Here is a 26,590-nt window from a genome sequence, read left to right on the forward strand (position 1 = left end):
CCCCAAAGCCGCTCCCTCCGCCTCAGCCCTCCGTTCCCCCGCCGGACCCGGCGTCCGCCGGGATTTCCCCGGCGGAGGCGCTGGCCCTGGCCTGGCTGGGCGGCGCGCTGGTCCTGATGGTGTGGAGGGTAAGCGCCTACCTGCATTTTCTCCGCTGTCTCCGGGCCGGACGCCGGGAGGTCTCCGACCCCGCCCTGCTGGACCTGCTGGCCCGGACCGGGGAGGAGCTGAAGGTCCGGCGGCCCGTGGAGCTGTGGGAAAATCCCCTGGCCGCCTCCCCCATGCTGCTGGGGCTGTTCCGGCCCCGGATCGTCCTGCCCTCGGCGGCGGTGAGCGAGGCGGATTTTCGCTGTACGGCCCTCCACGAGCTGACCCATTACCGGCGGCGGGATCTGCTGTACAAGTGGCTGGTCCAGCTCACCGTGTGCCTCCACTGGTGGAACCCCTTGGTCTGGGTCATGGCCCGGGAGATTGACCGGGCTTGTGAGCTGGCCTGTGACGAAGCGGTGCTCCGCCGCCTGAAGCCGGAGGAGCGCCTGTCCTATGGGGACGCCCTGCTCCGGGCTCTGGAGTCCGGCGGCGGATACCGTGCCGCCCGGGGCTCCGTGTCCCTGGGCGAGAGCGCGGAATTATTGAAAGAGAGGTTGAGCGCGATCATGAACTTCAAAAAACCTTCCAGATGGACGGCCCTGCTGTCCCTGGTCCTGGCGGCGGCACTGACCACGGGAGCCGCCGCGGCGGGAGCCTACACCGGGCCCGCCAAGCGGGGCGCAAGCCCGGTCAAGGGAACAGCCCTGCCGCCGCTTTCCGCCCAGGCGTCGTCGAGCGAAAATCTCCGCCTCCGGTCCGCCCTCCTGGCAGAGCGGAGCTATGAGGAGGGCGATGTCGCCGCGTTCAGCATTGCGGTTCCCTTCCTCAGTCAGGAGGAACAAACGGCCTTCCTGGAACGGGCCTATGAGGACGGCAGCAGCGCCTTCTTCTCCGTTCTCGTCAACCATCTGGATTGGGACGAGCTGGATTGGGACGAGGACACGCTGGATGCCTGGATCGCCCGGGCCGCCAAGGAAAACGCCGCCCTCTGTTCCATCCTGCTGAAAGCANTGGACCGGGACGAGGAATTAGAAGCCCTGGAAAAGGAGCTGGAGGCCAAACGGGCCGAGGAATACAAGGCCGCCGGAATCACCAAAGAGGGCCGGGTCTATTACTACCAGGGGCACATGGTCCGGATTTTCCTGGACTCCCGCCCCGACGCCTCCTGTGTGACCCTGGACACGAATCCCCAGGGCCTGCTGGATCTCAAGGTGGAGCGGGGCGCGGACGGTAAAATCCGGTCCGTCCGGGAAATGACCAAAGCGGAGGTCGAGGAACTATTCGGCGATTGGGACGATCTGGAGGAGGGCGGCATGGATGTCACCATTCCTGTGAACCAGACCCGGATGNAGGGCGGCAGCTGGGTATATTTGGGGGAATACATTCTGTCCCAAGGGGATCGGATTCNTTANNNCGTGACGGCGGANACAGNTGGACGCATGAAGATCGGCTTTTGCGGCATGGAGCAAAGCCCTGAGGACGTAACCTATTACAGCGTCTCCAACAAACGGACGAACGGAGAGCTCCGCTGCGCGGCGGACTTTGTGTTCGACGGCGAGNCCGTAAAGCCGGGATCTTACCGCCTGTTCCNCCATGCCCCGGAGGGGGACCTGGGGAACCTTAAGGGCAGTATCTCGCTGACACTGAAGCAGGGAAATCCCCCGGACCTTGCCGCCAATCCCGACGCACGGGCCATGACGGCGGAGGAGCTCCCCGCCGCCGCCCGGAAGGCCATGGATCAATGCGCCATCAAGACCTGGTACGTCATCCACTCCGAAGGGCGGCAATATCTCTATTGCAACGGCTTCCCCTGGCTGTACGCCTGGCAGCCCACCTGGGAGGATGGGAGCTGGCGGGTGAACATCCATAAGCTCAAAAAGCTGGACTCCGGCTATGTTCTTCTCTCCTTCCCGGACAACGCCCCCCTGCACGTCACCCTGGAGGGGGAGCCGGTCCGGCTGACGGACATCCAGACCTGACCGCTGCCGAAAGACCGTCACAAAAGGCCCGCCTCCCGGCGGGCCTTTTCCTATTGGGCGGAAGGGTGAAGCGAGTTGACGGCCTGCTCTAGCTCCGCCCGTTTGCGGGCGGCAGGCACGGGACGCATTTGGCCCACCACGGGGCTNTTCCTTAAAGCGTCTGGACCACGCAGCCGTAAGGCGGCAGCGTTACGCCCAGGGCCTCCGTCTCAAAGGCGTTGTGGTTCATCAGCATCCGGATTTTCTGCTCCGGCCCTCCTCGGACGGCGATCTCCACACCGCCGGGGGAGGGAACGCCCTCGATACGGCAGTCCGACAAAATGGTTTCCGTCAGTCTGGAGATGATGCCCTCGTCCAGGGAACAGCCGAAATAGTATACCGCGCCGGGCCCGTGCCGTTTCCGGGTGACGGCGGCGAAGTCCGTGTAGAAGGGGTCGCCGTAACGGTAGAGGACCTCGGCGTCCCGGACCTCCAGCATGTCCCGGAAGACGCCGCCGCGGCCCTCCGTTCCGGCAAACGCGCCCTCGCCCACGACCGGGAAGGCGTTCCGCTCCTGGAGGCTCTCCGTTTCCGCCACCGTCACCCCGGCAAGCCCGGCCCAGCCCACCGGCAGGACCTCCCCAAAGAAGAGGTTGTTGTCCGGGTCCTTCACCCCGGTCCGGTACGTGAGGACCAGCGTGCCGCCCTCCCGGACAAACCGCTCCGCCCTGGCCAGGAACTCCGGCTTGACGACGGTGAGCTGGGGGAGGAGGACCGCCTTGTAGCCCGTGAGGTCCGCCTCCGCCGGAATAACGTCCACGGAGACGTTCCGGTCGTAGAAGGCCTTGTAGAGCTTTTTCATCTCGCCCGGGCAGTCCAGCAGGAGGCTTTGGCGCTGGATGCGGAAGGAGGCCAGGGAGTCGTAGTCATAGACGATGGCCGCCTCGCCGCGCATGGGGGACTCCAGGGCCTGGGCGTAACGGGAAACCTCCCGGAAAAAGCTCTGGACCTCATAGAATTTCCGGCCCTTCCGGTTGTCCGCGTCAAGGATGCCGCAGCAAAACTGCTCCGCCCCCTTGGCCGCACCCCGGTAGCGGAAATACNGCAGGGACTCACAGCCGTGGGCCATGCTCTGCCAGGACCACAGCTTCGCCTGGCCGGGCCGGGGGAGGTAGCCGGTGACGTCGTGGCCCTGGGCCCCCATGATGGCCTCGGTAATCCAGAAGTTCTGCCGTTTCAGCCCCCGGATATAGTCCAAGCCGAACGCGATTTCGTGGGGCGGGAGGGGTTCCTTTTCCCCGCCCCAGACAGGGTAGTTGTTATAGGCCGCCGCGTCCAGGCTTTTGGCGGCCCGGGCGTAGTCAAAGCGCCGGTCCAGACCCCCGCCGGGGAAGTCGTGAATGACCACGGCCCCGGGGGAAAGCTCCCGAATCAGGCGGGCCTGNANGNCCANGAAATTGCAAAGGATTTCGCTCCGGAACCGTTCCCAGTCCAGCCGCAGGGCGGGATTATGGGTGGTGATGGTAGGAGCGGGAAGGGGAATCTCGTCAAACTCATTGTATTCCTGGGACCAGAAGGCAGTCCCGTAGGCGTCATTGAGGCGGTGAATGTCCCCATCGAACTTTTTGCGGAGATACCGGCGGAACGCCTCCCGGCACCGGGGGCACCAGCAAAGGTCGCTTCCCTCGTGGCCCAGCTCGTTGTCGGCCTGCCAGGCGGCGATCTGCGGCTCGTTCCGGTAATGGCCCGCCATGGCCCGGATGATTTTCTCCGAATACGCATACAGCTCCGGGCTGTTGTAGCAGCAGACGTGGCGTCCGCCAAAGGCCCGGGGCTGTCCGTTCTCAAACCGGGAGAGGATATCCGGGTATTTCTTCGCAAGCCATGCCGGAATCGCGGCGGTCGGCGTGCCCAGGATGACCTTCAAGTTCTTTTCCTTGGCCTTGGCAATGACGCGGTCAAAAAAGGAAAAGTCATACTGCCCCTCGACAGGCTCCATCAGATGCCAGGAGAACTCGGCAATCCGGATTGTATCGCCCCCCATCTCCCGAATGACGTCCATATCGGCGTCCATCAGGGCGGGGTCCCATTGCTCGGGGTAGTAGTCAACGCCCAGCAGCATCGCGCGCCGCTCCTTTCTCACGGGGCGCNACCCGCCCCCTTTATTTTGGAACCCACTATAGCAGATAACCCCGGCCCTTGCAAGGGTTCACCCGGCTCATTTTTCCCAAAGCCGCGGCAGTCCGCCCCGGAAGCACGGCAGGGTCCCCGGCCGCGCCGGCGGCGGGAGAGCTTGGATAGGCGGGGACCGTCACGGTCCCCGCCGGTTTTCTCAGGCTTCCAGATCCTTGAACCGCCGGACGGCATCGCCCATCTGCCCGCAGGTCAGCCGCCCCTCGGGGCAGCGGCCCTCGGAGAAGCAGGCGGGGCCGAAGCGGCCGAAGAGCTCGGGGAAGCTCCGCCGGAGCTGGCGCAGCAAATCCACCGCGATATCCCGAATTTCCCACTGGGCCCGGCTGCATGAGCGCAGCCGGATGAACCACTGAAGCTCCCGGGCGTTCATGGTGGTCATGACGTCCANCAGGTTCCCGCTGAGGGCAAAGTAGTAGTGGAGCTTTTCCAGGGCGGGGCGCTCCCGGATCTGGAGAAGCCGGTCATGGGCGTCCCGGACAGCCGTTTGATACCGCTCCAGCGCGGCCGGATCGGCGGCGACGGAGTCCGGGANGATGACNCNGCTGTGGTCTACGNTTTGAATGGNGGGAACGANNATGGACTGCATCAGGTGGCGGACCAGGTGGGTGNCGCCGGAGANGGTGATGCCGGAGACGGTAAAGGTATACGCCAGCTGTTCCAGCTCCCGGNGCCGCCGGGAGGAGGACAGGGCGGCCAGGTCCAAAGGCTTCCCGGGGTGCTGAACACGGTGGGCGGCCTCCAGAAGCTTCATGGGCTCCGCCGGGGCGCGAAGCAGGGAGACGGTCCCCGCCGTCCCCCGGGCGAGGAAGACGGGCTCGCGGGAGGAACAGCGAAGGGGGAAGGCCTCCCCGGCGGGGGNGTCTTCGAAGGACTCACAAAGCTCGGGAAGCAGGCAGGGAAACTGCTCTTCCAACTNTCCGGTGAGCTCGTCCGCCAGGGCCAGCAGCTCCGGGACGTCCCGGCCCCGACAGCGGATTTCACAGAGGAGCCGGCCCAGCTCCNNGGCANTGAGGGTGCAGTAGAAGTTGCTGTGGAAGGCGTAGGGCAGGAGGAAGCGGGCGTCCTCCCGGGGGACTCCGGCCTCCAGANGGTCCCCATAGGCCGCGAAGAGCCCGTCCATATAGCGGCGGTACAGGTCCAGATCCTCCCCCTCCAGCTCCGGGGGAATGTAGTAGCCCAGGCGGCTGAAGTCCACGTAGCGCCGGGACTTGACGGTGAAGGAGGCCAGGCGGAACTCAATGAAAAACTGCTCCACAAAGACGGACACGTCCCGCAGGGCGATGGTGAAGACGGCGTGCTCAATGAGGGACTTGTGGCCGGAGGCCAGGACCTTCCCAATGAGGGCCCGGTTCTTGGAATTCCCCCGGGCGTCTTCAAAGATCGCCTGGGCGTCCCCGGCGGTGGTGGAGATGCGGGCGGCGCCGGCGCAGACCTCCTCGCCATAAGCGTTGCGGCTGATNATTTTGGCGTGCGGTTCCCTTTCCATGTCGATACCCCTTTTTGCGTTATTGATTACCGATTATACCATAAATCCGACGGAAAATCCACCCATTTCTCTCGCCCCGGCGGGGCCGGAAAATCCGCCGTTGAAGATTTGCCGGATTTGGGCTATACTATCCATAAGAATCGACGCGTTTCGAGAAGGAAAGGNGGAAGCGCNGTGCCCAGACGCCGCCCAGCCAAAAACTGGTCCGCCGCCACATTGAAGAGCCGGGGCTGGACCAACGCCTTGATTCGGGAGCTTCTTCCCCCGCCGGAATATGAGGAGACGGAGAGCGGCCGCCGCCGGATATGGAACAAAAAGCTGGTGAAGGCGGCGGAGGAGCACCCTCACTTTCAGGCCCGGAGAATCGAGCCCCGGAAGACCCCCGCCCAGGGAGCGGGGAACGCCTGTAAGCTGCTGTCCCAGGCCTGGGAGGATGGGGGCTTGGAGGAGACGGCCTCCGACGCCGCCATATTGGCGAAATTGATTCACCGGGGATTGCTGGCCCTGCTGCCGGGGGTGGCCAAGGGGCGCAGCCTGGCCTCCTCCCGGGCCCAGGGCTGGATAAAGGAGTTTCTGGCCCTGGAAGAGCGGGGAGACAGCAAGAGCCTTCCCATAGTGCTGAAAAACTTTCTCAAGGCCGGGGGCTGGATGGGAGAGCGGGAGGGCGCGCCCCTGGTCCGCAAGGTCCAAGGCCGGTATCCGCAAGTGCTGCTGGCCTCCGCCGGGCGGGCGCTGGAGGATCTGGCCGCCGCACAGCCGGAGGCGGACCTTTCGCCGATGCTGCGCGCGCCGGGCTTCCCGGCGGACCTTCTGGTGAAGGAGGGGCTGACGGCGGTCTGGTCCGTGTGGTACGTGCCCCAGGCCATCCGCACCAGCTTGTCCCTCCTCATCGCCCTGAACCCCAAGGACGAGTACCCGGAGGCCCGGGCGATGCGCCGCCACTTTACGCTCCACCTGGGGGGCACCAACACTGGCAAGACCTACGCCGGGTTCCAGCGCCTCAAGCAGGCCCGCAGCGGCGTATNCCTGGCCCCCCTGCGCCTGCTGGCTCTGGAGGCGCAGGAAACCCTTNTGGACGCGGGGGTGGATTGCAGCCTCACCACCGGAGAGGAAGAGGACGCCCGCACCTGGGACACCCACACCGCCGCCACCGCCGAGAAGCTGGACATGCGGGGGTACTACGACGTGGCCGTCATCGACGAATGCCAGATGATTTCCGACGCACAGCGGGGCTATGCCTGGACCCGGGCCATTCTGGGGGTGCTGTCCCCGGAGGTTCACCTCTGTGCCGCCCCGGAGGCGGAGGATCTGCTGATCCGCCTGATTGAAAGCTGCGGCGACACCTATGAGGTGGANNGCCACAANCGGACCACGCCGCTGATCTGCATGACCCGCACCGTGGACTACCACCGGGTGCAGCCGGGGGACGCCCTCATCACCTTCTCCAAGGTGGGGGTCCTCAGCGTGGCGGAGGACCTCCGCCAAAGCGGGAAGGAGCCCGCCATCATCTACGGAGCCNTGCCCTACTCCACCCGGCGGCGGCAGATGGAGGGCTTTTTAAAGGGGGAGATGGAGTATATCGTCTCCACCGNCGCCATCGGCATGGGGCTGAACCTGCCCATCCGGCGAATCATCTTCCTGGNGACGGAGAANTTCGACGGCGTGGAACGCCGGGAGCTGAAGCCGGAGGAGATCCGCCAGATTGCCGGACGGGCGGGGCGCTTNGGCATGTACANCAAGGGCTATGTGGGGGCTGTCCAGGGCCTGCCCATTATCCGGGCGGGGCTGGAGGCAGTCGTCCCGCCCCTGGATTACGCCGTGGCGGGCTTTTCCGATCTGGTGCTTCAGGCGGAGTTCGATCTTCTGGAGGTACTGACGGAGTGGAACCGGATGCCCACGGTGGAGCCCTACCGGAAGCTGGACATCACCCGGTATATCACCATCATCTCCAAAATGCGGGAGATGGGCTTCACCCTCACCCGGGAGCAGGAGCTAAAAGCGGCCAACATCCCCTTTGACGAGTCGGAGGAGGCCCTGCGGGATCTGTTCTTCTCCTTCCTGCGCCGCTGGCAGCAGGGGGAGGACGTCGACCAGCCCGGCCTTCCGGAGGGGGACCCCACCCTGCCGGAGCTGGAGCAGTATTACCGGAAGCTGGATCTCTACTACTCCNTTNCCAAGACCTTTGGCTGTCCGGTAGATGAGGATCGTCTCTATGACAGCCGGGAGCAGGTGGCGGACGCGATCAACGAAATCCTGCTGCACCGGCTGCGGAACAACATCCGCTTCTGCCAGGTNTGCGGAAAGGCCCTGCCCCTGTATCACCGGGGGCGGCTTTGCGACGAGTGCTATCAGCGGGAACGGAAGAACCGGGCCCGGAGGCCCGGCTGACGGGTGCAATAGTGAGAGGCGGAGCTGCCGCGGCAGCTCCGCCCCGTTTTGTACTATTTCCGAGCTTAAAACTCAGAAATAATATCATGTCAGCCGCCCATCTCCGCCAGGACCTCCTCCCGGGAGGGAATGGAGGGTGCGGCCCCAGGCCGGCTGACGGCGATGGCCGCGGCGGCGGAGGCGTATTCCATGGCCCATTCCACGCCCCGCCCGCTGAGGGCCCCGGCCAGGAAAAAGCCGGTATAGGCGTCCCCCGCCGCCGTGGTGTCCACGGGCCGGACGGGANCCGCCGCCTGTCTTATAAGGCGTCCCCCGGCGGCGCAGAGAGAACCCTGAGGCCCCAGGGTCAGCACGATAGCCGCGGAGGAGGGAAGCGCCTCCGCCAGCGCCTCCGCCAGGGCCTCTCCTGCTTCGGGAACCGGCTTTCCCAAGCCCCGCNGGAGCTGCGACGCCTCGATTTCGTTGAGGATCAGATATCCGGCGGAAGGCAGCAGGGACAGCAGGCCCTCCTCCATGGGGGAGGGGTTCAGGGCCACGGTNATGTNCCGCTTTTTGGCCTGTTCCGCCAGATAGGGCAGCTCGCTGATTTCATTTTGCAGGACCAGGTCGTCCCCGGGGCCGANGTCCGAGAGGACCCGGTCGATATGTTCCCGGGTGATCCGGCGGTTGGCCCCGCCGTAGAGCAGGATGCAGTTTTCCCCCGCCGGGGTCCGCTGGATGACGGCGTGTCCGGTGGAGACGTCCTCCAGGACCTCCACATATCCGGTATCGGCTCCCGCCGCCCGGAGCTCCTCCAGGAGAAACAGGCCGTCCCGGCCCACCGCCCCGGCGTGCCGGACCTCCAGTCCCGCCCGGGCNAGGGCCACGGACTGGTTCAAGCCCTTTGCGCCGCTGAACCGNCTGAGGGACAGGGCGGACAGGGTTTCCCCNCCGCNCACGAAACGGGGAACTTCATAGACATAGTCGATGTTCAGCGATCCGAAGCTGAGAACCCTCATGCCCCCGCCTCCGTTTCACCGTAGCGGCGGAGTCCTCCCTCGATGATGTCCCAGAAGCGCTCCACGTCGATGTCCACAGCCACGTCCGCCGTGGCGGGGAGGCCTAAGTACCCGAAGGCGTCGCAGTTTGTCCGCCCATAGGAATCCCCGCGGCCTAGGTCGATGCGGACGTTCATGGGCTTGACGGCAACCAGCGCCGGGTCCATCAGGGCGGCGATGGTGACGGGGTCGTGGAGGGGGCCGCCCTCCCAGCCGAAGACCTCCTTCTGCGCCTTGCAGAAATGCTTCATCAAATCCACAAACAGCCGGGAGGCACAGGTGTTCACCTTCGCCATCCGCTCCACGATGGNNGGGTAGCAGAGGACCTTCNTCGTCACATCCAGGCCGATCATGGTGATGGGACGGCCGGAGGTGAAGCAGACATGGGCGGCCTCCGGNTCCGCCAGGATGTTGAACTCCGCCGCCGGGGTGACGTTTCCGTTGGTATAGGAGCCGCCCATCAAAACGATCCTCCNAATTTTCTCCGCCGCGCCCGGCTCCATCCGCAGGGCCATGGCCAAATTCGTCATGGGCCCGGTGGTGACCACGGTGACGTCTCCTTCCGAGGCCAGCAGCGTGCGGGCCAGGAAGCTTACCGCGTGTTCCTTCTCCGCCGCTTTACGCAAAGGCGGGAAGACCGGGCCGTCCAAACCCGTCTCGCCGTGGATGTCCCCCGCCGTTATCCGGTCCCGGACCATGGGTCGTCCGCAGCCCGCGTAGACCGGAATATCCTCCCGGCCCAGCCACTGCAATACCCGGCAGGCATTCCGGGCGGTGTTGTCCAGAGTCTGGTTCCCCGCNACAACCGTGACGCCCAGGAGCTCCAGCCCCGGGCTGTTCGCCGCCAGCATGAGGGCGACGGCGTCGTCATGTCCGGGGTCGCAGTCGCAGATGATCTTTTGTCGTATCATAGGTGCCTCTCCCTTCCCAAACGGTTTCGTTTCCGCATTGGCACATTTATGGTAACATATTCCTTTTTTCTTTGCAACGGCAAAATGGGGTCCCTCCCCTTAATTTGGCAGGCCTCCAGGGCGCCGGTAAACGCGGCGTCCTCCGCGAATTTATGGGCGGTTATCTTGTTTCATAGTGACTTGCAAAACCGCCGGTTCCGGGCTACAATAGAAAAAGCAGGAAGGCGGCGGCCTGTCCGCGCAAATTGGAAAAGGAGCGTTGCACATGAAAATCGCGGTACCCTATGAGAACGGCCAGGTGTTCCAGCACTTCGGCCACAGCGGCCAATTCAAAATTTACGACGTGGAGGACGGGCGGATTACCGCGGAGCGGATTGCCGTCCCCGCCGGAAGCGGCNACGGGGCCCTGGCGGGTTTTCTCTCCGGGCTGGAGGTGGACACGCTGATCTGCGGCGGCATCGGCGCGGGAGCCCAGGAGGCCTTGGCCCAGGCGGGAATCCGGCTCTATGGCGGCGTCACCGGCGGGGCGGACGAGGCGGTGCGGGCCCTTCTGGCGNGGACGCTGGACTACAGCGCNGAGGTCCGGTGCGGCCGCCACGACCACCACGGGGAACGCGGACACTGCGGAGAGGACCACCACGGCTGCGCCGGAAACAGCGGACGCTGCGGCGGCTGAAGGCCGCGTATCCACGCCAATGGATAAGGGGGAGGCGCGATGGAAGAAAGCTATGTGCTGCACCTGCAAAAGCAGTATCAGAAGTTCTCCGATTTCTATCTCTGCTACTGCGGCCATGCCCGCTGCGAGCCTCTGCACAGCTATGGCCCGGCGGTCCGGCCCAACTATCTCCTGCACTATATTCTGGACGGAAGCGGCATCTACCGGGTGGAGGACCAGGAATTCTCCCTGCACAAGGGAGAGGGCTTTTTGATCGAGCCCAACAAGCAGACCTTCTACCAGGCCGGCGAGGAGGACCCCTGGACCTACCTCTGGATCGGCTTCGACGGGGCCAAGTGCGAGAGCTGCCTGCGGAGCCTGGGCCTGGGAAACGGCCAGCTGACCTTCCGCTGCGAGGACGGCGGGGAGCTTTTGAAGCTGGTGGAGTCCATGCTGACCTACAACAAGTCCGACACGGAGGCGGACTTTATGCTCCAGTCCCTGCTGTGCCGGTTTTTCGNCTGCCNTGCCAAGNGNATTTCCCGGGAGTCGGAGCGCCGCCTCACCAAGCGGGAGCGGGAAAACCTGTATATCCACCAGGCCATGGAGTTCATTCGGAACAACTACGCCAACGGCATCACGGTTTCCGACATCGCGGGCTACGTGGCATTGAACCGGACCTATCTCTTCACGTTGTTCCGGCGGATATTGGGCGTCTCCCCCCAGGAGTGCCTGACCCAGTTCCGCCTGACCCGGGCCAAGGAACAGCTGACGCTGACGGACGCGTCCGTCGCCAACATCGCCATGAGCTGCGGCTATCAGGACCCCCAGGTTTTTTCCAAGGCCTTCAAGCAGCAGTTCGGCATCACGCCGGTCAAGTACCGGAAGTGGGACCGGGAGCGGGCCCTGCGGAGCCTGGAGCATCTGGCGGAAGCGCCGGAGGAGCCCGCCGCCCCGTGAATTTGAGACAAAGCCGATCCGGGCCGCCCTATGGGGCGGCCCGGATCGGCTTTATAGGGGGATGGAGGGCGGACCCAAGGTCCGCTGAGAATCACGCTTTGAGCACGAAGATGTGAGAATCGAAGTCGCAGATGGGCCGCTCGCCGGGCTGGCACTCGCCCGCGCCGCTGTCGGTGGTCACAAGGCCCAGGTTCATCAGCTCGTCGCCATAGTGGGTCCCGCCGCCGTCCACCTGGTAGCAGAGATCCGGGTCCAGGCCCCGGAGCTTCACCCGGCGGCAGGAGCCGTTGGTCTCGCTCAGCGTCCGGTACCAGCCCACCAGGGCGGTTTTCTTGTCCCCGCTCACCGCCATCCAGGAGGTAAAGTTCCCGTCGAAGGGAGAGCGGAGCCGGTAGAAGTCGCCGAACTGGAGAACCTCCCGGTACTCCTTCATAAAGGCAATCTGCTGCCGGACCTGCTCCCGCTCCTCCGCCGTGAGCTTGTTCAAATCCAGCTCATAGCCGAAGGTGCCGAAGTGAGCCACGTTGGCCCGGGTGGCCAAGGGGGTGATCCGCTTTACCTGGTGGTTGGGCACCGCCGACACATGGGCCCCGATGGAGCTGATGGGATAGCAGTAGGAAGTGCCGTACTGGATTTTCAGCCGCTCCACGGCGNCGGAGTCGTCGGAGGCCCAGCACTGGGGCGCGTAGTACAGCATGCCGGGGTCANACCGCCCGCCGCCGGAGGAGCAGGACTCGAAGAGGACATGGGGGAAGCNGGCGGTCAGCCGCTCGTAGAGGCGGTAAACGCCCAGGATGTAGCGGTGGAACAGCTCTCCCTGCCGGTCCGGGGGCAGAGCCTCGGAGAAGGGCTCCGAGATGCTGCGGTTCATGTCCCATTTAACATAGGAGATGTTGGCCTCGCTGAGGAGCTTCGCCATCTGGTCATAGATGCAGTCCACCACCTCGGGCCGGGAGAAGTCCAGCACGTACTGGTTCCGGCCATGGGACTCCCGGCGGCCCGNGACGTGGATGATCCAATCCGGGTGGGCCNGGTAGAGGTCGGAATCCTTGTTGACCATCTCCGGCTCGAACCAGAGGCCGAACTGCATGCCTAGGCCGTTGATCCGCCGGGCCAGGCTGGCCAGGCCCTCCGGCAGGCGGTCCCGGTTGGGGGTCCAGTCCCCCAGGCCCGCGAAGTCGCTGCACCGGGCGCCAAACCAGCCGTCGTCCAGGACGAAGAGCTCCACGCCGTCCTTGTGGGCGGCCTCGGCGATGGTCACCAGCTTATCCTCGGTGAAGTCAAAGTAGGTGGCCTCCCAGTTGTTGATGAGGATGGGCCGGGGTTTGTCCCGCCACCGGCCCCGGGCCAGGCGGCTGCGGTAGAGCTGGTGGAAGGTGCGGCTCATGGCGTTCATGCCCTCATGGGAGTAGACCATCACCGCCTCGGGAGTTTGGAAGGACTCTCCGGGGGCCAGCTTCCAGTCGAAGCCGAAGGGGTTGATGCCCAGGGTGACCCGGGTGGTATCCCAGGTGTCCACCTCCGCCTGGGCCAGGAAGTTGCCGGAGTAGACGAGGGAGAGGCCGATGACCTCGCCCTGGTCCTCGTCCGTGCCGGGGCGGCGGAGCATGACAAAGGGGTTGTGGTTGTGGGAGGAGTTGCCCCGGGCGGACTCCACGGACTGGATGCCCTGCTCCAAACGCCGGACCTTCATCCAGCGTTCCCGGGACCAGGCCCCGGAGAAGTGGACAAACTCATAGTCGCGGTCGGGAAGGTCCAGGCAGAGGCTCATGGCGTGGGTGAGGTGGAGGTCCAGATCCCCCTCGTTCACCAGCCGGGCGGAGCGGGCCAGCGCCGGCCGGTCCGCGAAGAGGGTGTAGTTCAGGTCCAGGGAGACCCCCAGCAGCTCGTCCCGCAGACGGACGGTGAGGGTTTCGGCCTCGCTGCCGGACTCGCAGTAGGTGGCGGGCAGGCCCTCCAGGGCGGGCTTGCCGGGGGTGACGATGTGGGACTGGACCACGAAGTCCGTGATCCGGCTGCCGTTGGGCTGGAGAATCTGCACGGCGGGGTGGCGGTAGTCGGTGGAGCCGTAGGAGGGGTACTCCTGCCGGGTATGCTCCAGGGAGAAGAGCTTGTTCCCCTCAAAGACCCAGGAGCTCATGGGGCGGTGCTTCATCTCCAGCAGGTGGTCGAAGCTCTCCCGGTCCCGGATGGCCTTTCCAAAGTACAGCTGCCCCAGGGCCCCGTTGGGAAGCACCTTCATGATGTAGCTGATTTGACCGTTGGTCAGGTGGAAGGTTTTCGTGCTCTCGTGGTAGGCGATGCTCATAAAGGGTCCTCCTTATGCGGTATACGGTATTGGGCTTACTTCCGGCCCTGCTTGGCGTGGAGGGCGTTGACGTCCTTCGTCAGCTGGTCCAGGCGCGCGCCCTTCAGCTTGTACTGGGTCTTGTAAATCAGGAAGCTGAGNATGGCCAGGGNGATGGGCACGGCAAACATAAGGAAGCGGATGCCCATGATGGTGCCGGCGNACTGAGCGCCGGAGGCCTCGGAATTGTAGCCGATGACGTCCAGGCCCACGCCGGTGAGGGTGGCGGCCACGGCGGAGGCGGCCTTCATCAGGAAGGTCTGGGCGGAGCAGGTGACGGACTCGTTCCGCTTGCCGAATTTCAGCTCGCCGTAGTCGATGACGTCGGCGATGCAGCAGGTGGTGGTGCCCAGGGAGAGGCCGGAGCCGAAGAAGATGAAGGCGCAGGAGGCGATGACGNCGGCGGTGCTGGAGGGAGCCACATAGCCCAGGGCAAACAGCAGCACCAGGCCCACAACCGGGAGGGCGCAGGCCAGAAGGTAGACCTTCTCGCGCTCCATGTTCTTGGCGATCTTGGGGAAGAGGAAGAGGCCCACCATTTCGGCGATAATGGCATAGCCGAAGATGGAGTACAGGTAGGCGTTGCCGCAGGCCTCTTTGAAGTAGTAGACGGCGAAGGCCTTCAGAATCTGGGTGCAGAGGTTGAAGGTCAGCAGCAGGCCGATGAAGGCCACCAGCTGGTCGTTCTTGATGATGATGGCGAAGGCTTCCTTGAGGCTGGTCTTTTCCGCCTTGCCCTCTCCCACGGTGGGCTTTTCCTTGACCACGGCGCAGGTGATGCCGATGCAGACGATGAACAGCACCACGATGGCCACGGCGGCGTAGGTGAAGCCGGNGACGGAGATGTTCAGCACCTGGCCGTTGTCCTGGGTCTGCATGACGGTCTGGTCCCCGGCCATTTCATTGAAGTAGTTGATGAGGTTCAAGCCGAAGGTGCACACCAGGAAACCGCCGATGGAGGCGAAGATGCGGGGGACAACGGAGATGGACTCCCGCTCCCGGGGGTCGCTGGAGAGGTTGGGCAGCCAGGACCAGTAGGGCACGTCCATGATGGTGTAGGTCATGCCGTAGAGAATATACATGACGGACACATAGACCATCAGGGTCCCCTTGTCGGTGATGCCGCAGGTGGTGAAAAGCAGGATGAAGAACACGGAGTTGATCAAGGTGCCGATGATAAGCCAGATACGGAATTTGCCGTACCGGGTGTGGGTGTTGTCCACAATCATGCCCATCATGGGGTCGTTGACGGCGTCCCAAATCCGGGCGGCGCCGAGGAGCACGCCGGCAAAGGCCGCGCTCAGGCCCAGGGTATCCGTCATGTACAGCATCAGGAAGGCGCCGACGAGGTTGCAGATGGCATCCTTACCGATGGCGCCGATGCCGAAGGCGTACTTTTGGCTGGCGGGAAGCCGTCTGGTCTGGGTGTCCGGGGTTGTCATTGTGGGTTCCTCCTTCATTCTCATGCATACTTTGTGAAACGGCGGGCCCTCCGTCTTTCTATATCTGATTTTAGCAGAAGAACCGGGAAAATGTGATGGAAATATGTTTGAAAGAACGGAGGATATGTTAGTTTCAAACATTGAATGTCAAAATGACGGCTTGAATTTTGTACAATATTACGACATATGCTTCAATTATTGCGGACTAAAATGTCAGTTTTTGGTGTAAAGTGACTATATTTTCCAGTTCCAAAAAGATGAGGAATGTTATCTCTCCGCTTTTCGAAAACAGTTGAAATGTTAAATAGATTCCGACTTCCCCCGCTTTCTGGACATGTGCGGCGTTTGCAAACCAGAATTGGTTATAATAACGGAAAATCGCATATTTTTTTGTGCAAGAAGTATAATTTCGAGGCGGCGCGCCAGGAAACTTTGCCCAGTTTGATTCTTGCCAAGAGCAGGGGGGAAGGCTATACTAAGGCCATCCTCCGGGGAGCGCGAAACCGGAGGGAACCTACCAACAACGACGCGGANGGCGGAAGCCTTCCAGGAAACAGGAGGATATCACCATGTTTCAGAAGATGTTTGATGAAGCCGGCGCCCTTTGCTTTGGCAGCCTGATGCTCACTTCCAATATGAATAAGGCCGGGGTCGAGGATGGATTCGACCGCCTNCGCANGCANGAGGCCGCCCGGAAGAACCGGAGCACGGCGGGCGGCATGTTCTGCCGCAAGGCCTACCGGCACGCCTGAGCGTCCGGCACAGACAGCTGAAAAAAGGAAGAGGGAAACGGGTTCGTTTCCCTCTTCCTTTTTTGTCCAGGCGCCGCGCCGGCTCTGGGGAGGGGCGGCGTTTTGCGGCAAAATCCCGCCCCGTTCTTACTTCCCGGGGATCTCCCCCACGCCCTTCAGGATGAACTTGGGCCGGTACGGGTATTCTTCGCAGGTCTCCCGGGTGGATACGCCGGAGAGCACCAGGACGGTGTCCAGGCCGGTTTCAATGCCCGCGATGATGTCCGTGTCCATCCGGTCCCCGATCATCACGGCGTTTTCCGAGTGGACCCCCAGCATCCGCAGGCCGGTGCGCATCATCAGGGGATTGGGCTTGCCCACGAAATAGGCGCTCTTGCCCGTNGCCAGCTCAATGGGGGCGATGAGGGCCCGGCAGGCCGGGACGATTCCCGCCTCCGAGGGGGNCGTCAGGTCCGGGTTGGTGCCGATGAGCTTCGCCCCGGCGTTTACCAGGCNGATGGCCTTGGTAATCTGCTCCAGGTTATAGGCGGAGGACTCCCCCACCACCACATAGTCCGGGTTCACGTCGTTGTAGGTGATGCCTTTGTCGTACAGGGCGTTGGTGATTCCGTGCTCGCCCACTACGTAGGCGCTGCACCCCGGGGCCTGGCTGTCCAGGAAGTGGGCCGTGGCCAGGGCGCTGGTGTAAAAGTGGGACTCGTCCACCTCCAGCCCCATCCGGGCCAGCTTCTGCTGAAGCTCCTTGGGGGTGTACTGGCTGGAGTTCGTGAGGAACAGGAAATTTTTCTTTTCCTCCGCCAGCCACTGGACAAATTTCTTCACGCCCGGCAGCACTTNATNCCCGTGATNGATCACGCCGTCCATGTCGCAGATAAANCCTTTTTTCTTTCTCAGTTGATCCATGGTTTACTCCCGATTCCTCCAGGGGCGCGGAGCCCTGGGTAATATGGTTTCCTCTTCTTGAAGTATCCCACATTCCGGCGGCTTTGTCAAAGAAAAACCGGAAAAGTTTCCTCCCGGCCGCCGTTTTGCCCGCTGTCCGATTCGTAAAAACAGCCGGAAACCGGCAGCGCTCCTTTTTAAATTCCCAAAAAGCTGAAAAAGCGATTGAACTTTTCTCCCATTTCCTGTATAATCAGATCAGCCGGGGAGAAGTTTTGGCCCCGCTGCTTTCCATACACATTTTTATTAAGGAGGAAAACCAGTATGAAGAAGTTTCTTGCATTGCTGCTGTCTATGATTCTGGTCCTGAGCCTAACCGCCTGCGGAGGCGGCGGAGGCGAAGACAGCAAGCCCGCGGACGAGTCCAAGCCCGCCGACACCCAGCCGCCCGCCGATTCCGGCAGCGAACCCGCCGAGGGCAAAACCGTGAAGGTGGGCCTCATCTGCATCGGCGACGAAAACGACCAGGGCTACACCTACAACTTCATCCGGGGCAAGGAGGCCGCCACCGANGCCCTGGCCGCCAAGGGCATCACCGTGGAATGGGTCACCAAATGGAACATCGGAGAGGACTCCGGCTGCGAGGACGCCAACATCGAACTGGCGGACGAGGGCTGCGACCTCATCATCAACAACTCCATCGGCTTCGAGCCCTTCATGCTGAAGGTGGCCCCCGACTATCCCGAAATCGAGTTCATCGCCTGCACCAACCAGGCCTCCTGGGGCGACAATCTNGACANCACCCACAACGCTTTCGCCAACATCTACGAGGGCCGGTACCTTGCGGGCATCGTGGCGGGCATGAAGCTCCAGCANATGATTGNCGACGGGGAAATTTCCGCCGATCAGGCCGTCATCGGCTACGTTGGCGCCTTCTCCTTCGCCGAGGTTATTTCCGGCTTCACCTCTTACTTCCTGGGCGCCCGGAGCGTCTGCCCCAGCGTCACCATGAAGGTCCAGTTCGTGGGCTCCTGGTCCGACGCCACGGAAGAGGCCAACGCCGCTTCCGCCCTGGCGGATATGGGCTGCGTCATGATCTCCCAGCACTCCGACAACACCACCCCCGCCACCACGGCCCAGTCCAAGGGCGTGTTCCACACGGGCTATAACAACGACATGATCTCCGTCGCCCCCGAGGCCTCCCTCATCGGCACCCGGATCAACTGGGCCCCCTACTTCGAGTACGCCATCGAGTCCGTGGCCAACGGAGAGAGCTTTGACCAGGACTGGTGCCACGGCATGGACATGGACGCCGTGGTCATGACGGACCTGAACGAAGCCATTGCCGCCCCCGGCACCGCCGAGAAGCTGGCGGAAGTGGAAGACAAGCTCCGCACCGGCGATCTCCAGGTCTTCGACACCTCCACCTTCACCATCGAGGGTAAGGCTCTGGAAAGCGCCTTCGCCCTGGACACCGACGGCGACTTCACTCCCGATTCCGAGGAAGCCGTGTTCGACGGGGCCTTCCACGAGTCCTACTTCCAGTCCGCGCCCTACTTTGCCCTGTCCATTGACGGCATCGAGTGGCTGAACTCCGCGTTCTGATTCAGTCTCAACAAAAGAACTTGATAGGGGCCCCTGCGGGGGCCCCTGTTCTTTTCCACTCCATCCCGACTCCGCCCGGCGCAAGCGCAGTCCCCCGCCGGGACCTCTTAGAAAGGATGAGCGTTTTTTGGAACACAATGTATGCGCCATTGAGCTAAAAGGCATTACCAAGCGCTTCGGCGAGGTGGTGGCCAACGACGGCATCGACCTGCAATTAAACCGGGGGGAAATCCTCTCCCTGCTGGGGGAGAACGGCAGCGGAAAAACCACGCTGATGAACATGCTCTCCGGCATCTACTTCCCCGACGAGGGCCAGATTTTTGTAAACGGCGAGCCCGTCTCCATCCGCTCCCCCAAGGACGCCTTTGCGTGCGGCATCGGCCTGATTCACCAGTACTACAAGCTGGTGGACGTGTTCACCGNCGCGNAGAACATCNTCCTNGGGCTGGAGGAGCCGNGGAAGCTGGATATCCGGGCCGCCGAGGAANAGGTCCGGGCTATCTGCGAAAAGTACGGCTTCGACATCGATCCCGGCCAGAAAATCTACGACATGTCCGTTTCCCAGAAGCAGACGGTGGAGATTGTCAAGGTCCTCTACCGGGGGGCCGACATCTTGATTTTGGACGAGCCCACTGCCGTCCTCACCCCCCAGGAGACGGACAAGCTCTTTGAGGTGCTCCGGGCCATGAAGGCCGACGGGAAAGCCATCGTCATCATCACCCACAAGCTCCACGAGGTCATGGCCCTTTCCGACAAGGTGTCCGTCCTCCGCAAGGGAAAGTACATCGGAACCGTGAAAACCAGCGAGACGAGCCCCCAGGCCCTTACGGACATGATGGTGGGCCACGCCGTGACCCTGAACATCGACCGCCCCCGGTACGAACGGCCGGTGAAGCGCCTGGAGGTCAAGGGCCTCACCGTTCTGGACGGGGAGGGGGTCAAGAAGCTGGACAACGTGTCCTTCACNGCCNNGGGGGGCGAGATCCTGGGNGTGNCNGGNATTGCCGGGTCCNGCCAGAAGGAGCTGCTGGAGGCCATTTCCGGCCTCTGCCTGGTCAGCCAGGGGGAAATTCTCTACACCCCTGACGGGCAGGCCCCCGCCAATTTGGTGGGGAAAACCCCTATGCAGATCCGCAAGGCCGGGGTGGCCATGGCCTTCGTCCCCGAGGACCGGCTGGGCATGGGCCTGGTGGGCTCTATGGGCATGACGGGGAATATGATGCTCCGCTCCTGGAAAAAGGGNCCGGGGGTCTTCCTCAACCNGAAGGACCCCAACGAGCTGGCCNTGCGGGTGNGGAAGNAGCTGGAGGTGGTTACCCCCAGCACGGANTTCCCCGTCCGCCGGATGTCCGGCGGCAACGTGCAGAAGGTGCTGGTGGGCCGGGAAATCGCCAGCGCCCCCTCGGTGCTCATGACCGCCTACGCGGTCCGGGGTCTGGACATCAACACCTCCTATACCATTTATAATCTGCNGACGGAACANNANATGAAGGGCGTGGCCGTCATCTACGTGGGCGAGGACCTGGACGTGCTGCTGGAGCTGTGCGACCGGATTCTGGTCCTCTGCGGCGGAAAGGTCAGCGGCGTGGTGGACGCCCGGTCCGCCACCAAGGAGCAGATCGGCCTGCTGATGAGCGCCTTGGGCGGAAAGGAGGCAGAGGCATGAGCCACGAGNAAAAGATTCCCCTCATCCGCCTTGCCAAGCGGGACGGCATGGAGGGCTGGAAGGTCTGGTGCATCCGGTGTGGGTCCATCCTCTTCGCCCTGCTGCTGGGGGCCCTGGTAATGGGCCTGGCGGGGGCCAATCCCGTCACCGCTTACGGCACCATGATCTCCGGCGCCCTGGGGAAAAAGAGCGCCGTCCGCCAGACGGTGAAGATCGCGGTCCCACTGCTGGGCTGCGCCCTGGCCATCGCCCCCTGCTTCAAGATGCGCTTTTGGAACATCGGCGCGGAGGGCCAGATCACCGCCGGGGCCATCGCCGCCAGCTACTTCGCCCTCTTCTGGGCAAACCGCCTGCCCTCCCCCGTGCTGCTGCTGGTGATGGGGCTGGCGGGCGCGCTGGCCGGGGGCCTCTGGGCCCTGATCCCCGCCTTTTTCAAGGCCAAGTGGAACACCAACNAGACTCTCTTCACCCTGATNATGAACTATATNATCATCGGCGTGGTCCGCTGGCTCCAAGGCGGGCCCTGGGAGGGCCGGAAGGGCTCCCAGATCATTCCCCAGTTTGACGAGGCCGCCTGCCTCCCCCGGGTGCTGGGGGTCCACTGCGGCTGGATCATCGTGCTGGTTCTGGTGGTTTTCATGCACATCTACATGAACCACACAAAACACGGATATGAAATCGCGGTCATCGGCGACAGNATCAACACCGCCCGGTACGCGGGCATGAACGTGGGCCGGGTGATGATGCGGACCATGTTCCTCTCCGGGGCCATCAGCGGCATCGTCGGGTTTATCGTGGCCTCCGGGGCCAACAACACGCTGTACGATGGCGTGGCCGGAGGCGTGGGCTTCACCTCCATCACCGTGGCCTGGCTCAGCCAGCTCAACGCCTTCGCCATGGTGGGCATCTCCGGCCTGCTGGCGGTTTTGAGCAAGGGGGCCGAGACTCTTCAGACCCGCATGGCGGTGCCCACCTCCATCTCCGACATCATCACCGGCATCCTGCTGTTCTGCATGCTGGGCTGTGAGTTCTTCATCAACTACAAGCTGATTTTCCGCGGCGCGGGGAGGAAGGAGGCGCGGCATGGGTAACTTTTTGAGCTTGTTCCTGGCCCTCATCATCGCCGCCATCACCTACGGCACGCCGCTGCTCTTCGGCACCCTGGGGGAGATTCTGACGGAGAAGTCCGGCAGCCTGAACCTGGGCGTGGAGGGCATCATGTTCATGGGCGGCGCCCTGGGCCTGGGGGGCGTGTTCTACTATGAGAAGGCGGCGGGAGCCGGGGCCAGCGGCTTCGTGGCCGTGGGCATCGGCATCCTCTGCGCCTTTCTGGCGGGGGCCCTGGNCTCTCTGATTTTCAGCTTCCTCACCATCACCCTCCGGGCCAACCAGAACGTCACCGGCCTGGCCCTGTCCATCTTCGGCACCGGCGTGGGCCAGTTCGTGGGCGAGTACATGCGGGTCCGGGAGAACGGGTATATCTCTATCGGCAACGCCCTGAAGGGATTTTTCCAGAACTCCCCCTTCCCGGCGGCCCTCCAAAGGATCCCCATTGTGGGCGGCGTGCTGTTTGGCAACAGCGTGTTTTTCTACCTGGGGCTCATTCTGGCGGCCGGAATGTTCTTCTTCCTAAACCGCACCCGGACGGGCCTGTATCTCCGCTCGGTGGGCGAGTCCCCGGCCACGGCGGACGCGGCGGGCATCGCCGTGGAGCGGTACAAATACCTGGCTACCGTTATCGGCGGCGGGATCTCCGCTGTGGGCGGCATGGTGTACATCATGACCATCGCCGGGTGCGTGTGGAACCATGAGGGGCTCAGCGGCGTGGGCTGGCTGGCGGTGGCCCTGGTGATCTTCTGCATGTGGCGGCCCCTGTCCGCCATCTGGGGCTCGGTGCTCTTCGGCGCGCTGATGATTTTGTACCTGCGNCTGGTGCTGCCCTTTGTGCCCACCCAGCTCTACAAGATTTTGCCCTATGTGGTGACGGTGATTGTGCTGATCGTCTCCAGCATGCGCAACAACAAGGAGAAGCAGCCCCCCGCCAGCCTGGGGCTGGCCTATTTCCGGGAGGATCGGTAAGCGCCCCTCTTTGGGGAGCTTGTGAAGACCGGCGGCCTTACGGGCCGGCTCCGCGCCGCGCCTGTAAGGCCGCCGGTTTTTCCTTTTTTCGTGCCATTTTTCCAGTTAAAGCGTTTACAATGTTGACATACCGGGCGCTTTCCAGTATATTAATCCCGCTGTAAATTATGGCAGGAGGTCGATCGTGTCATGAAACAATTTTATGGAATGAGCCAGCGGGGAAACCTGGACGAGGCCCTCAGCGGACTGCGCAATCCTGAGTTCATCATGCTTTTATCCAACAACAACCAGTTTGAGGCCCATGTCAAGGCCCTGGAGCAGCGCTTTCCCGGCGTGCCCAGCATCGGCTGCATCGGGATGTGCTACCAGCTGGGCGTGGTGGAAAACGGCGTGGNCGTCATCGCCTTTNCCGAAGGCGTTACCGCCGCCGCNGGCGTTTTAGAGGAAGTGTNCGCCATGCCGGTGAAGTATATCCAGCGGATGGAGCGGGATATGCAGGCGGTAGGAGGCACCGGCGGCGACACGGTGTGCATTGACTTTTGTGCCGGAAATGACGCCTGCGTGCTGACCACCATCCACACCGTCCTCCACAAGCGGGGCGTCCCCCTGGTGGGGGGCACCGGCGGCGAGGGCCGGGTCTCCGCCAACGNCCGGGTGTATGCCGACGCCGTGGCCTACGGCCTGGTGCGGAACCGGGGCGGCCGGGTGAAGACCTATAAGGAAAACATCTACCACCAGCTGGGGGACTACCGCTTCATCGCCTCCGACACGGACCGGGCCAACTACATACTGGGCTCCCTGAACGGCAAGCCCGCCAAGCAGGTCTACAAGAGCATCCTCCACGTAACGNACGAGGAAATTCTNACCCGGACCTTCCAGAACCCCTTCGGCAAAATCAACGGGGACGACACCTGCATCATCTCCATCAAAGAGGTCAACGGAAACGCCCTGGCCTGCTTCCGGCAGGTCAACGACTCCGACGTTTTGATCCTCCTGGAGCTGGGGGACTATCAGGCCATCACCCGGAACACCATCCAGCAGATTCAGCGGGAGTTCCCCCGGCGCTCGGCGGTGTTCTCCGTCAACTGCCTGTTCCGGTATAAGCTGTTCTCCGAGCGGGGCTACATGCAGACCTACCTCCGGGAGATGGGGGCCCTGGGCTGCCACGCGGGCCTCGTGGGCTACGGAGAGCACTACAACAACCGCTTTGTCAACCAGTCCATGACCTGCGCGGTCTTTGAGTAAGGGGGAGTCGGGATGTTATTCGCGGGAAAGAACCGGCGGGAGCCGGAGCGGCCTCAGGAGGAAAAGAGCCTTTACCCGGTCCTCCACGTGGCAGACAGCCTGAAGGAATACCAGCGGGAGCTGGTGAAAAAGGAGGTGGCCTCCCTCTCGGAGCTGAGCCTGGTGGGTTCCACCTTCTCCGGCGTGCTGAGCGAGGCGGACCACTTCCAGGATAAGCTCCAGGAGCTGGGCCAGTCCTTCGCCAACATTGACGGCGTGGCGGGAGAGTTCGCCCACGTCCGGGCGGAAATCGGCGGCACGGTCCTCGAGGCCCAGGGGCTGATGGAGGAGCTGAAAAACACCTCCACGAAAATCCAGGCGTCCTATGACGAGATGGCGGACATCTTCGGAAACCTTCAGTCCGCCATCCGGGGCATCCAGCAGTGCATGGGGAAAATCGTCTCCATCGCCGACCAGACCAACATCCTGGCCATCAACGCCTCCATTGAGGCGGCCCGGGCCGGGGTGGAGGGAAAAGGCTTCGCCGTGGTGGCCGCCCAGGTAAAGGAGCTGGCCAAGGAGATCAAGCAGCTGGCNGGCGAGGTGGACACCGGCGTATGTGACGTGGAAACCCGGGCCGGAGATCTCAGCAGCAGCATCCAGTCCTCCCAGCAGACCCTGAACCAGGGCGTGGGCGTCGTGGGCCAGACCGACGAGAGCTTCCGCAAGATCATAGCCACTGCCGAAAGCTCTGCCTCCGTGCAGACGGAGATCTCCGGGGTCATTCAGATGTCCCAGCAGGAGCTGGCGGTGCTTTGCCAATTCTTTGACCAGATCAAGGCCCAATATCAGGAGGTCGTCAAGCACATCGACCAGGCCAGCCGCCTGGGCACCACGAAGAGCGCCATGTTTGAGGATATGGACANCATGATTTCCCAGATTCGGCCCTTTATCAAGGACATGGAGGCGGGAGAGCGCTCTGGAAAATAACGGGAAGACAGCAGAACAGGCGGCGGACGTGAAGCGTCCGCCGCCTGTTTTTCGTGTTTCCCGGCTTTTACATCAGCACAATCTCGCCGCACAGCAGCTTGGCGACGCATTGGTGAGTCTCCTGCCGCAGGCGGAGGAACTCGTCGCCCATGTTGATCTCTGTTCCCGCGTAGGCCACGCCGCACTCCATGCGGCCGCCGTCCTGGTCCTTCAAGTCCTCCCTGGCGCTGTCCAGCTCCTCTTCCAGCTGCTTCAGCCGGAGTTCGGACATGGACATCTTCATCCGGACCTTGCCCATGAGGCTGGCTTTGGCCGGGCTGTCCAGCTGGGCCTCCAGCCGCTCCAATTCCGCCGCCAGNCTTACCAGCTTCTTGCGGACCAGATCCTTTTCCAGTGTGGCGCAGGGCATGCCTCCCAAGGCAATGGAGGTCTTGACCTCCGACTTGGCGCNGACGGCGCTGGCGTTGACCCGCTTGGCAGCCCAGACCCGCCCGCCGATGANGCTGCCCCGGCCGGAGCGGAGAATCACCTCGCCGTCGCAGTAAATCCGGCCGTTGACGATGCAGTCCGTCTGCAAGTTCTCCCGGACGAAGATGGTGGCGTTTTCAATGTACTTGGCGAAGATGCACCGCCCGGCCCGGATGACGGTGGTGCCGTCCCCCAGGATGCCCTTGACCACCGTCAAATCGCCGCCGGCCTCCACGNTGCTTCCGGCTTCCACCACGCCGCCCACATNGATGTTNCCCATGGCCTTGACGGTGAAGCCGCTGAGCACGTCGCCCTTGATGTTGACATCGCCTACGAATTTGATTTTTCCGGTGGAGAAATCCACGTCGCCGTCGATGTCCAGCACCGGCTTGACCTGGAAGGTGCTTCCGGCAAACTCCACATGGCCCGGCATGGAGGCGATGAGGGTGTCCCCGTCCTCGCTGATTTCCGTGTTCCGCCCCTTGGGAAGGGGAACGGATTTCCCGCTCTTGGCGGGGACCTCCTGGTTCGTCACCGTCCGGCCCGGCTCGCCCTCGGTGGGGCGGATGAGGTGGCAGATCTCCTGCCCCTCCTCCACGTTGCAGATAAGGTTCAGCGCGGTGTAGTCCACCTGGCCGAACTCGTTTACCTCCAGCACCCGCTGAATTTCCCGGGGGAAATTGTCCACGATGTTGCCGTTGCGCCCGTCAAAAGCGGGCTTTCCAATTGCCACCAGGTAGAGGTTAAAATACCGGTCCCGATCGTGGNCCGCCCGGTCCAGCAGGGCGGTGTTCAGGCCAAAGGAAATGTTCTGGGCCGCCAGGGCCTGGTAAATCATATCCCGGCTTACCTCCGCTCCCGCTCCCACAGGCGGGAAAATCAGCATCCAGGCGTAAATCTTATCCGAGGACAGGTAGAACCAGGGACGGGCGTCCATGATCAGCTGCTCCTCCGGGGCCTCTGCCGCCGCCTCGCTTTCCGCCTTTTTCTTGCTGTGCTTGCCCCGGGTCCGGCCCTTCGCCGCCTTCCACCGGGTGCCGCACACGCTCTTTAAGGAGGATTGCAGCCGGTTCTTCTCCTTTTCCAGCAGCTCAGGCGGCAGCACGCCGTCCTCGTCCATGCATAAATGCGGATAGGGAAGGGCGCCGCTTTCCTTCTGCCGCAGCTCGTGGAGCTGGCGGATGGGATGGTCCGAGGGGATTTCCAGCCGGGTGGGGTCGTCGGGGGCCGCCGCTGGAGCCTCCGGGATCTCCTGTGCCGTGCGCTCCAGCTCCTCCGGCAGGGCCTCCTCCGGCAGTTCTTCTTTTTTGGGATGGAATAGGAAGGATGATAGTTTGTCCTTAAATGACATGGGGGACACCTCGATTCTTCTGCGCCTAAATAACTTTACTATACCATTATACTAAACTTTCACCCCAAAGGGAAGAGGGAATTGCCATATTCCAAATATATATTTT

The 26,590-nt window shown here is 63.0% G+C and carries 18 protein-coding genes; 10 read left to right on the plus strand and 8 right to left on the minus strand.

Annotated elements, in window-relative coordinates:
- Positions 1–2,069, plus strand: a 2,069-nt coding sequence (locus JX325_RS02955) for a M56 family metallopeptidase (RefSeq protein ID WP_204789693.1), incomplete at its 5' end; no start/stop codon positions are given.
- 151 nt (positions 2,070–2,220) lie between these two features.
- Here the strand turns inward: JX325_RS02955 and JX325_RS02960 are convergent.
- A complete protein-coding gene (locus JX325_RS02960) occupies positions 2,221–4,170 on the minus strand; it encodes a beta-galactosidase (RefSeq protein WP_204789694.1) in 1,950 nt (649 codons plus the stop codon).
- 210 nt (positions 4,171–4,380) lie between these two features.
- The gene (locus JX325_RS02965; protein ID WP_204789695.1) at positions 4,381–5,727 is read right to left on the minus strand and encodes an FAD-dependent thymidylate synthase; all 1,347 of its coding nucleotides are present in this window, start codon (positions 5,725–5,727) and stop codon (positions 4,381–4,383) included.
- Positions 5,728–5,901: 174 nt separating this feature from the next.
- Here JX325_RS02965 and JX325_RS02970 point away from each other — a divergent pair, with 174 nt between their 5' ends.
- Entirely contained in the window at positions 5,902–8,115 is a 2,214-nt protein-coding gene (locus JX325_RS02970; protein WP_204789696.1) for a helicase-related protein, read from the plus strand.
- A gap of 89 nt (positions 8,116–8,204) precedes the next feature.
- On the opposite strand, the gene JX325_RS02975 is transcribed toward JX325_RS02970, so the two are convergent.
- Together JX325_RS02975 and JX325_RS02980 are read right to left on the minus strand one after the other, a co-directional pair.
- Positions 8,205–9,113, minus strand: a complete 909-nt coding sequence (locus JX325_RS02975; protein WP_204789697.1) for a ribokinase — start codon at positions 9,111–9,113, stop codon at positions 8,205–8,207.
- Positions 9,110–10,063, minus strand: coding sequence for a nucleoside hydrolase (locus JX325_RS02980; RefSeq protein ID WP_204789698.1), 954 nt, complete (start codon positions 10,061–10,063; stop codon positions 9,110–9,112). Before JX325_RS02980 ends, JX325_RS02975 begins: the two co-directional genes overlap by 4 nt.
- Before the next feature lie 265 nt (positions 10,064–10,328).
- Between JX325_RS02980 and JX325_RS02985 the strand changes: the two genes are divergently transcribed.
- Entirely contained in the window at positions 10,329–10,739 is a 411-nt protein-coding gene (locus JX325_RS02985; protein WP_204789699.1) for a NifB/NifX family molybdenum-iron cluster-binding protein, read from the plus strand.
- A 39-nt stretch (positions 10,740–10,778) separates the two neighbouring features.
- A complete protein-coding gene (locus JX325_RS02990; protein ID WP_204789700.1) occupies positions 10,779–11,678 on the plus strand; it encodes an AraC family transcriptional regulator in 900 nt (299 codons plus the stop codon).
- Positions 11,679–11,769: 91 nt separating this feature from the next.
- On the opposite strand, the gene JX325_RS02995 is transcribed toward JX325_RS02990, so the two are convergent.
- The 3 genes from JX325_RS02995 to JX325_RS03005 form a co-directional block, all read right to left on the minus strand.
- The gene (locus tag JX325_RS02995; RefSeq protein WP_204789701.1) at positions 11,770–13,986 is read right to left on the minus strand and encodes an alpha-galactosidase; all 2,217 of its coding nucleotides are present in this window, start codon (positions 13,984–13,986) and stop codon (positions 11,770–11,772) included.
- Positions 13,987–14,021: 35 nt separating this feature from the next.
- Positions 14,022–15,467: a melibiose:sodium transporter MelB gene (melB, locus tag JX325_RS03000; protein WP_204789702.1), complete on the minus strand. Its 1,446-nt coding sequence runs from the start codon at positions 15,465–15,467 to the stop codon at positions 14,022–14,024.
- Positions 15,468–16,345: 878 nt separating this feature from the next.
- A complete protein-coding gene (locus JX325_RS03005; protein WP_204789703.1) occupies positions 16,346–17,122 on the minus strand; it encodes an HAD-IIA family hydrolase in 777 nt (258 codons plus the stop codon).
- A gap of 303 nt (positions 17,123–17,425) precedes the next feature.
- Between JX325_RS03005 and JX325_RS03010 the strand changes: the two genes are divergently transcribed.
- From JX325_RS03010 to JX325_RS03035, 6 genes are all read left to right on the plus strand, one after another.
- Positions 17,426–18,706 (plus strand): BMP family ABC transporter substrate-binding protein, encoded by a 1,281-nt coding sequence (locus JX325_RS03010; protein ID WP_204789704.1) that lies wholly within the window; start codon positions 17,426–17,428, stop codon positions 18,704–18,706.
- Between the two features lie 127 nt (positions 18,707–18,833).
- Positions 18,834–20,372: an ABC transporter ATP-binding protein gene (locus JX325_RS03015; protein ID WP_204789705.1), complete on the plus strand. Its 1,539-nt coding sequence runs from the start codon at positions 18,834–18,836 to the stop codon at positions 20,370–20,372.
- Positions 20,369–21,463: an ABC transporter permease gene (locus JX325_RS03020; RefSeq protein ID WP_204789706.1), complete on the plus strand. Its 1,095-nt coding sequence runs from the start codon at positions 20,369–20,371 to the stop codon at positions 21,461–21,463. The genes JX325_RS03015 and JX325_RS03020 overlap by 4 nt, the downstream gene beginning before the upstream one ends.
- On the plus strand, positions 21,456–22,451 hold the full coding sequence (locus tag JX325_RS03025; protein ID WP_204789707.1) for an ABC transporter permease: 996 nt from the start codon (positions 21,456–21,458) through the stop codon (positions 22,449–22,451). Before JX325_RS03020 ends, JX325_RS03025 begins: the two co-directional genes overlap by 8 nt.
- 189 nt (positions 22,452–22,640) lie before the next feature.
- Positions 22,641–23,696 (plus strand): FIST N-terminal domain-containing protein, encoded by a 1,056-nt coding sequence (locus JX325_RS03030; protein ID WP_204789708.1) that lies wholly within the window; start codon positions 22,641–22,643, stop codon positions 23,694–23,696.
- A gap of 12 nt (positions 23,697–23,708) precedes the next feature.
- Positions 23,709–24,665 carry a methyl-accepting chemotaxis protein gene (locus JX325_RS03035; RefSeq protein WP_204789709.1) on the plus strand — a complete coding sequence of 319 codons (957 nt, stop codon included), beginning with the start codon at positions 23,709–23,711 and terminating at the stop codon, positions 24,663–24,665.
- Between the two features lie 67 nt (positions 24,666–24,732).
- Here JX325_RS03035 and JX325_RS03040 read toward each other — a convergent pair whose 3' ends face one another.
- The gene (locus JX325_RS03040; protein ID WP_204789710.1) at positions 24,733–26,484 is read right to left on the minus strand and encodes a DUF342 domain-containing protein; all 1,752 of its coding nucleotides are present in this window, start codon (positions 26,482–26,484) and stop codon (positions 24,733–24,735) included.
- Positions 26,485–26,590 lie beyond the last annotated feature (106 nt).

The sequence above is a fragment of the Oscillibacter sp. CU971 genome, assembly GCF_905219725.1.
Lineage (GTDB): Bacteria > Bacillota > Clostridia > Oscillospirales > Oscillospiraceae > Oscillibacter.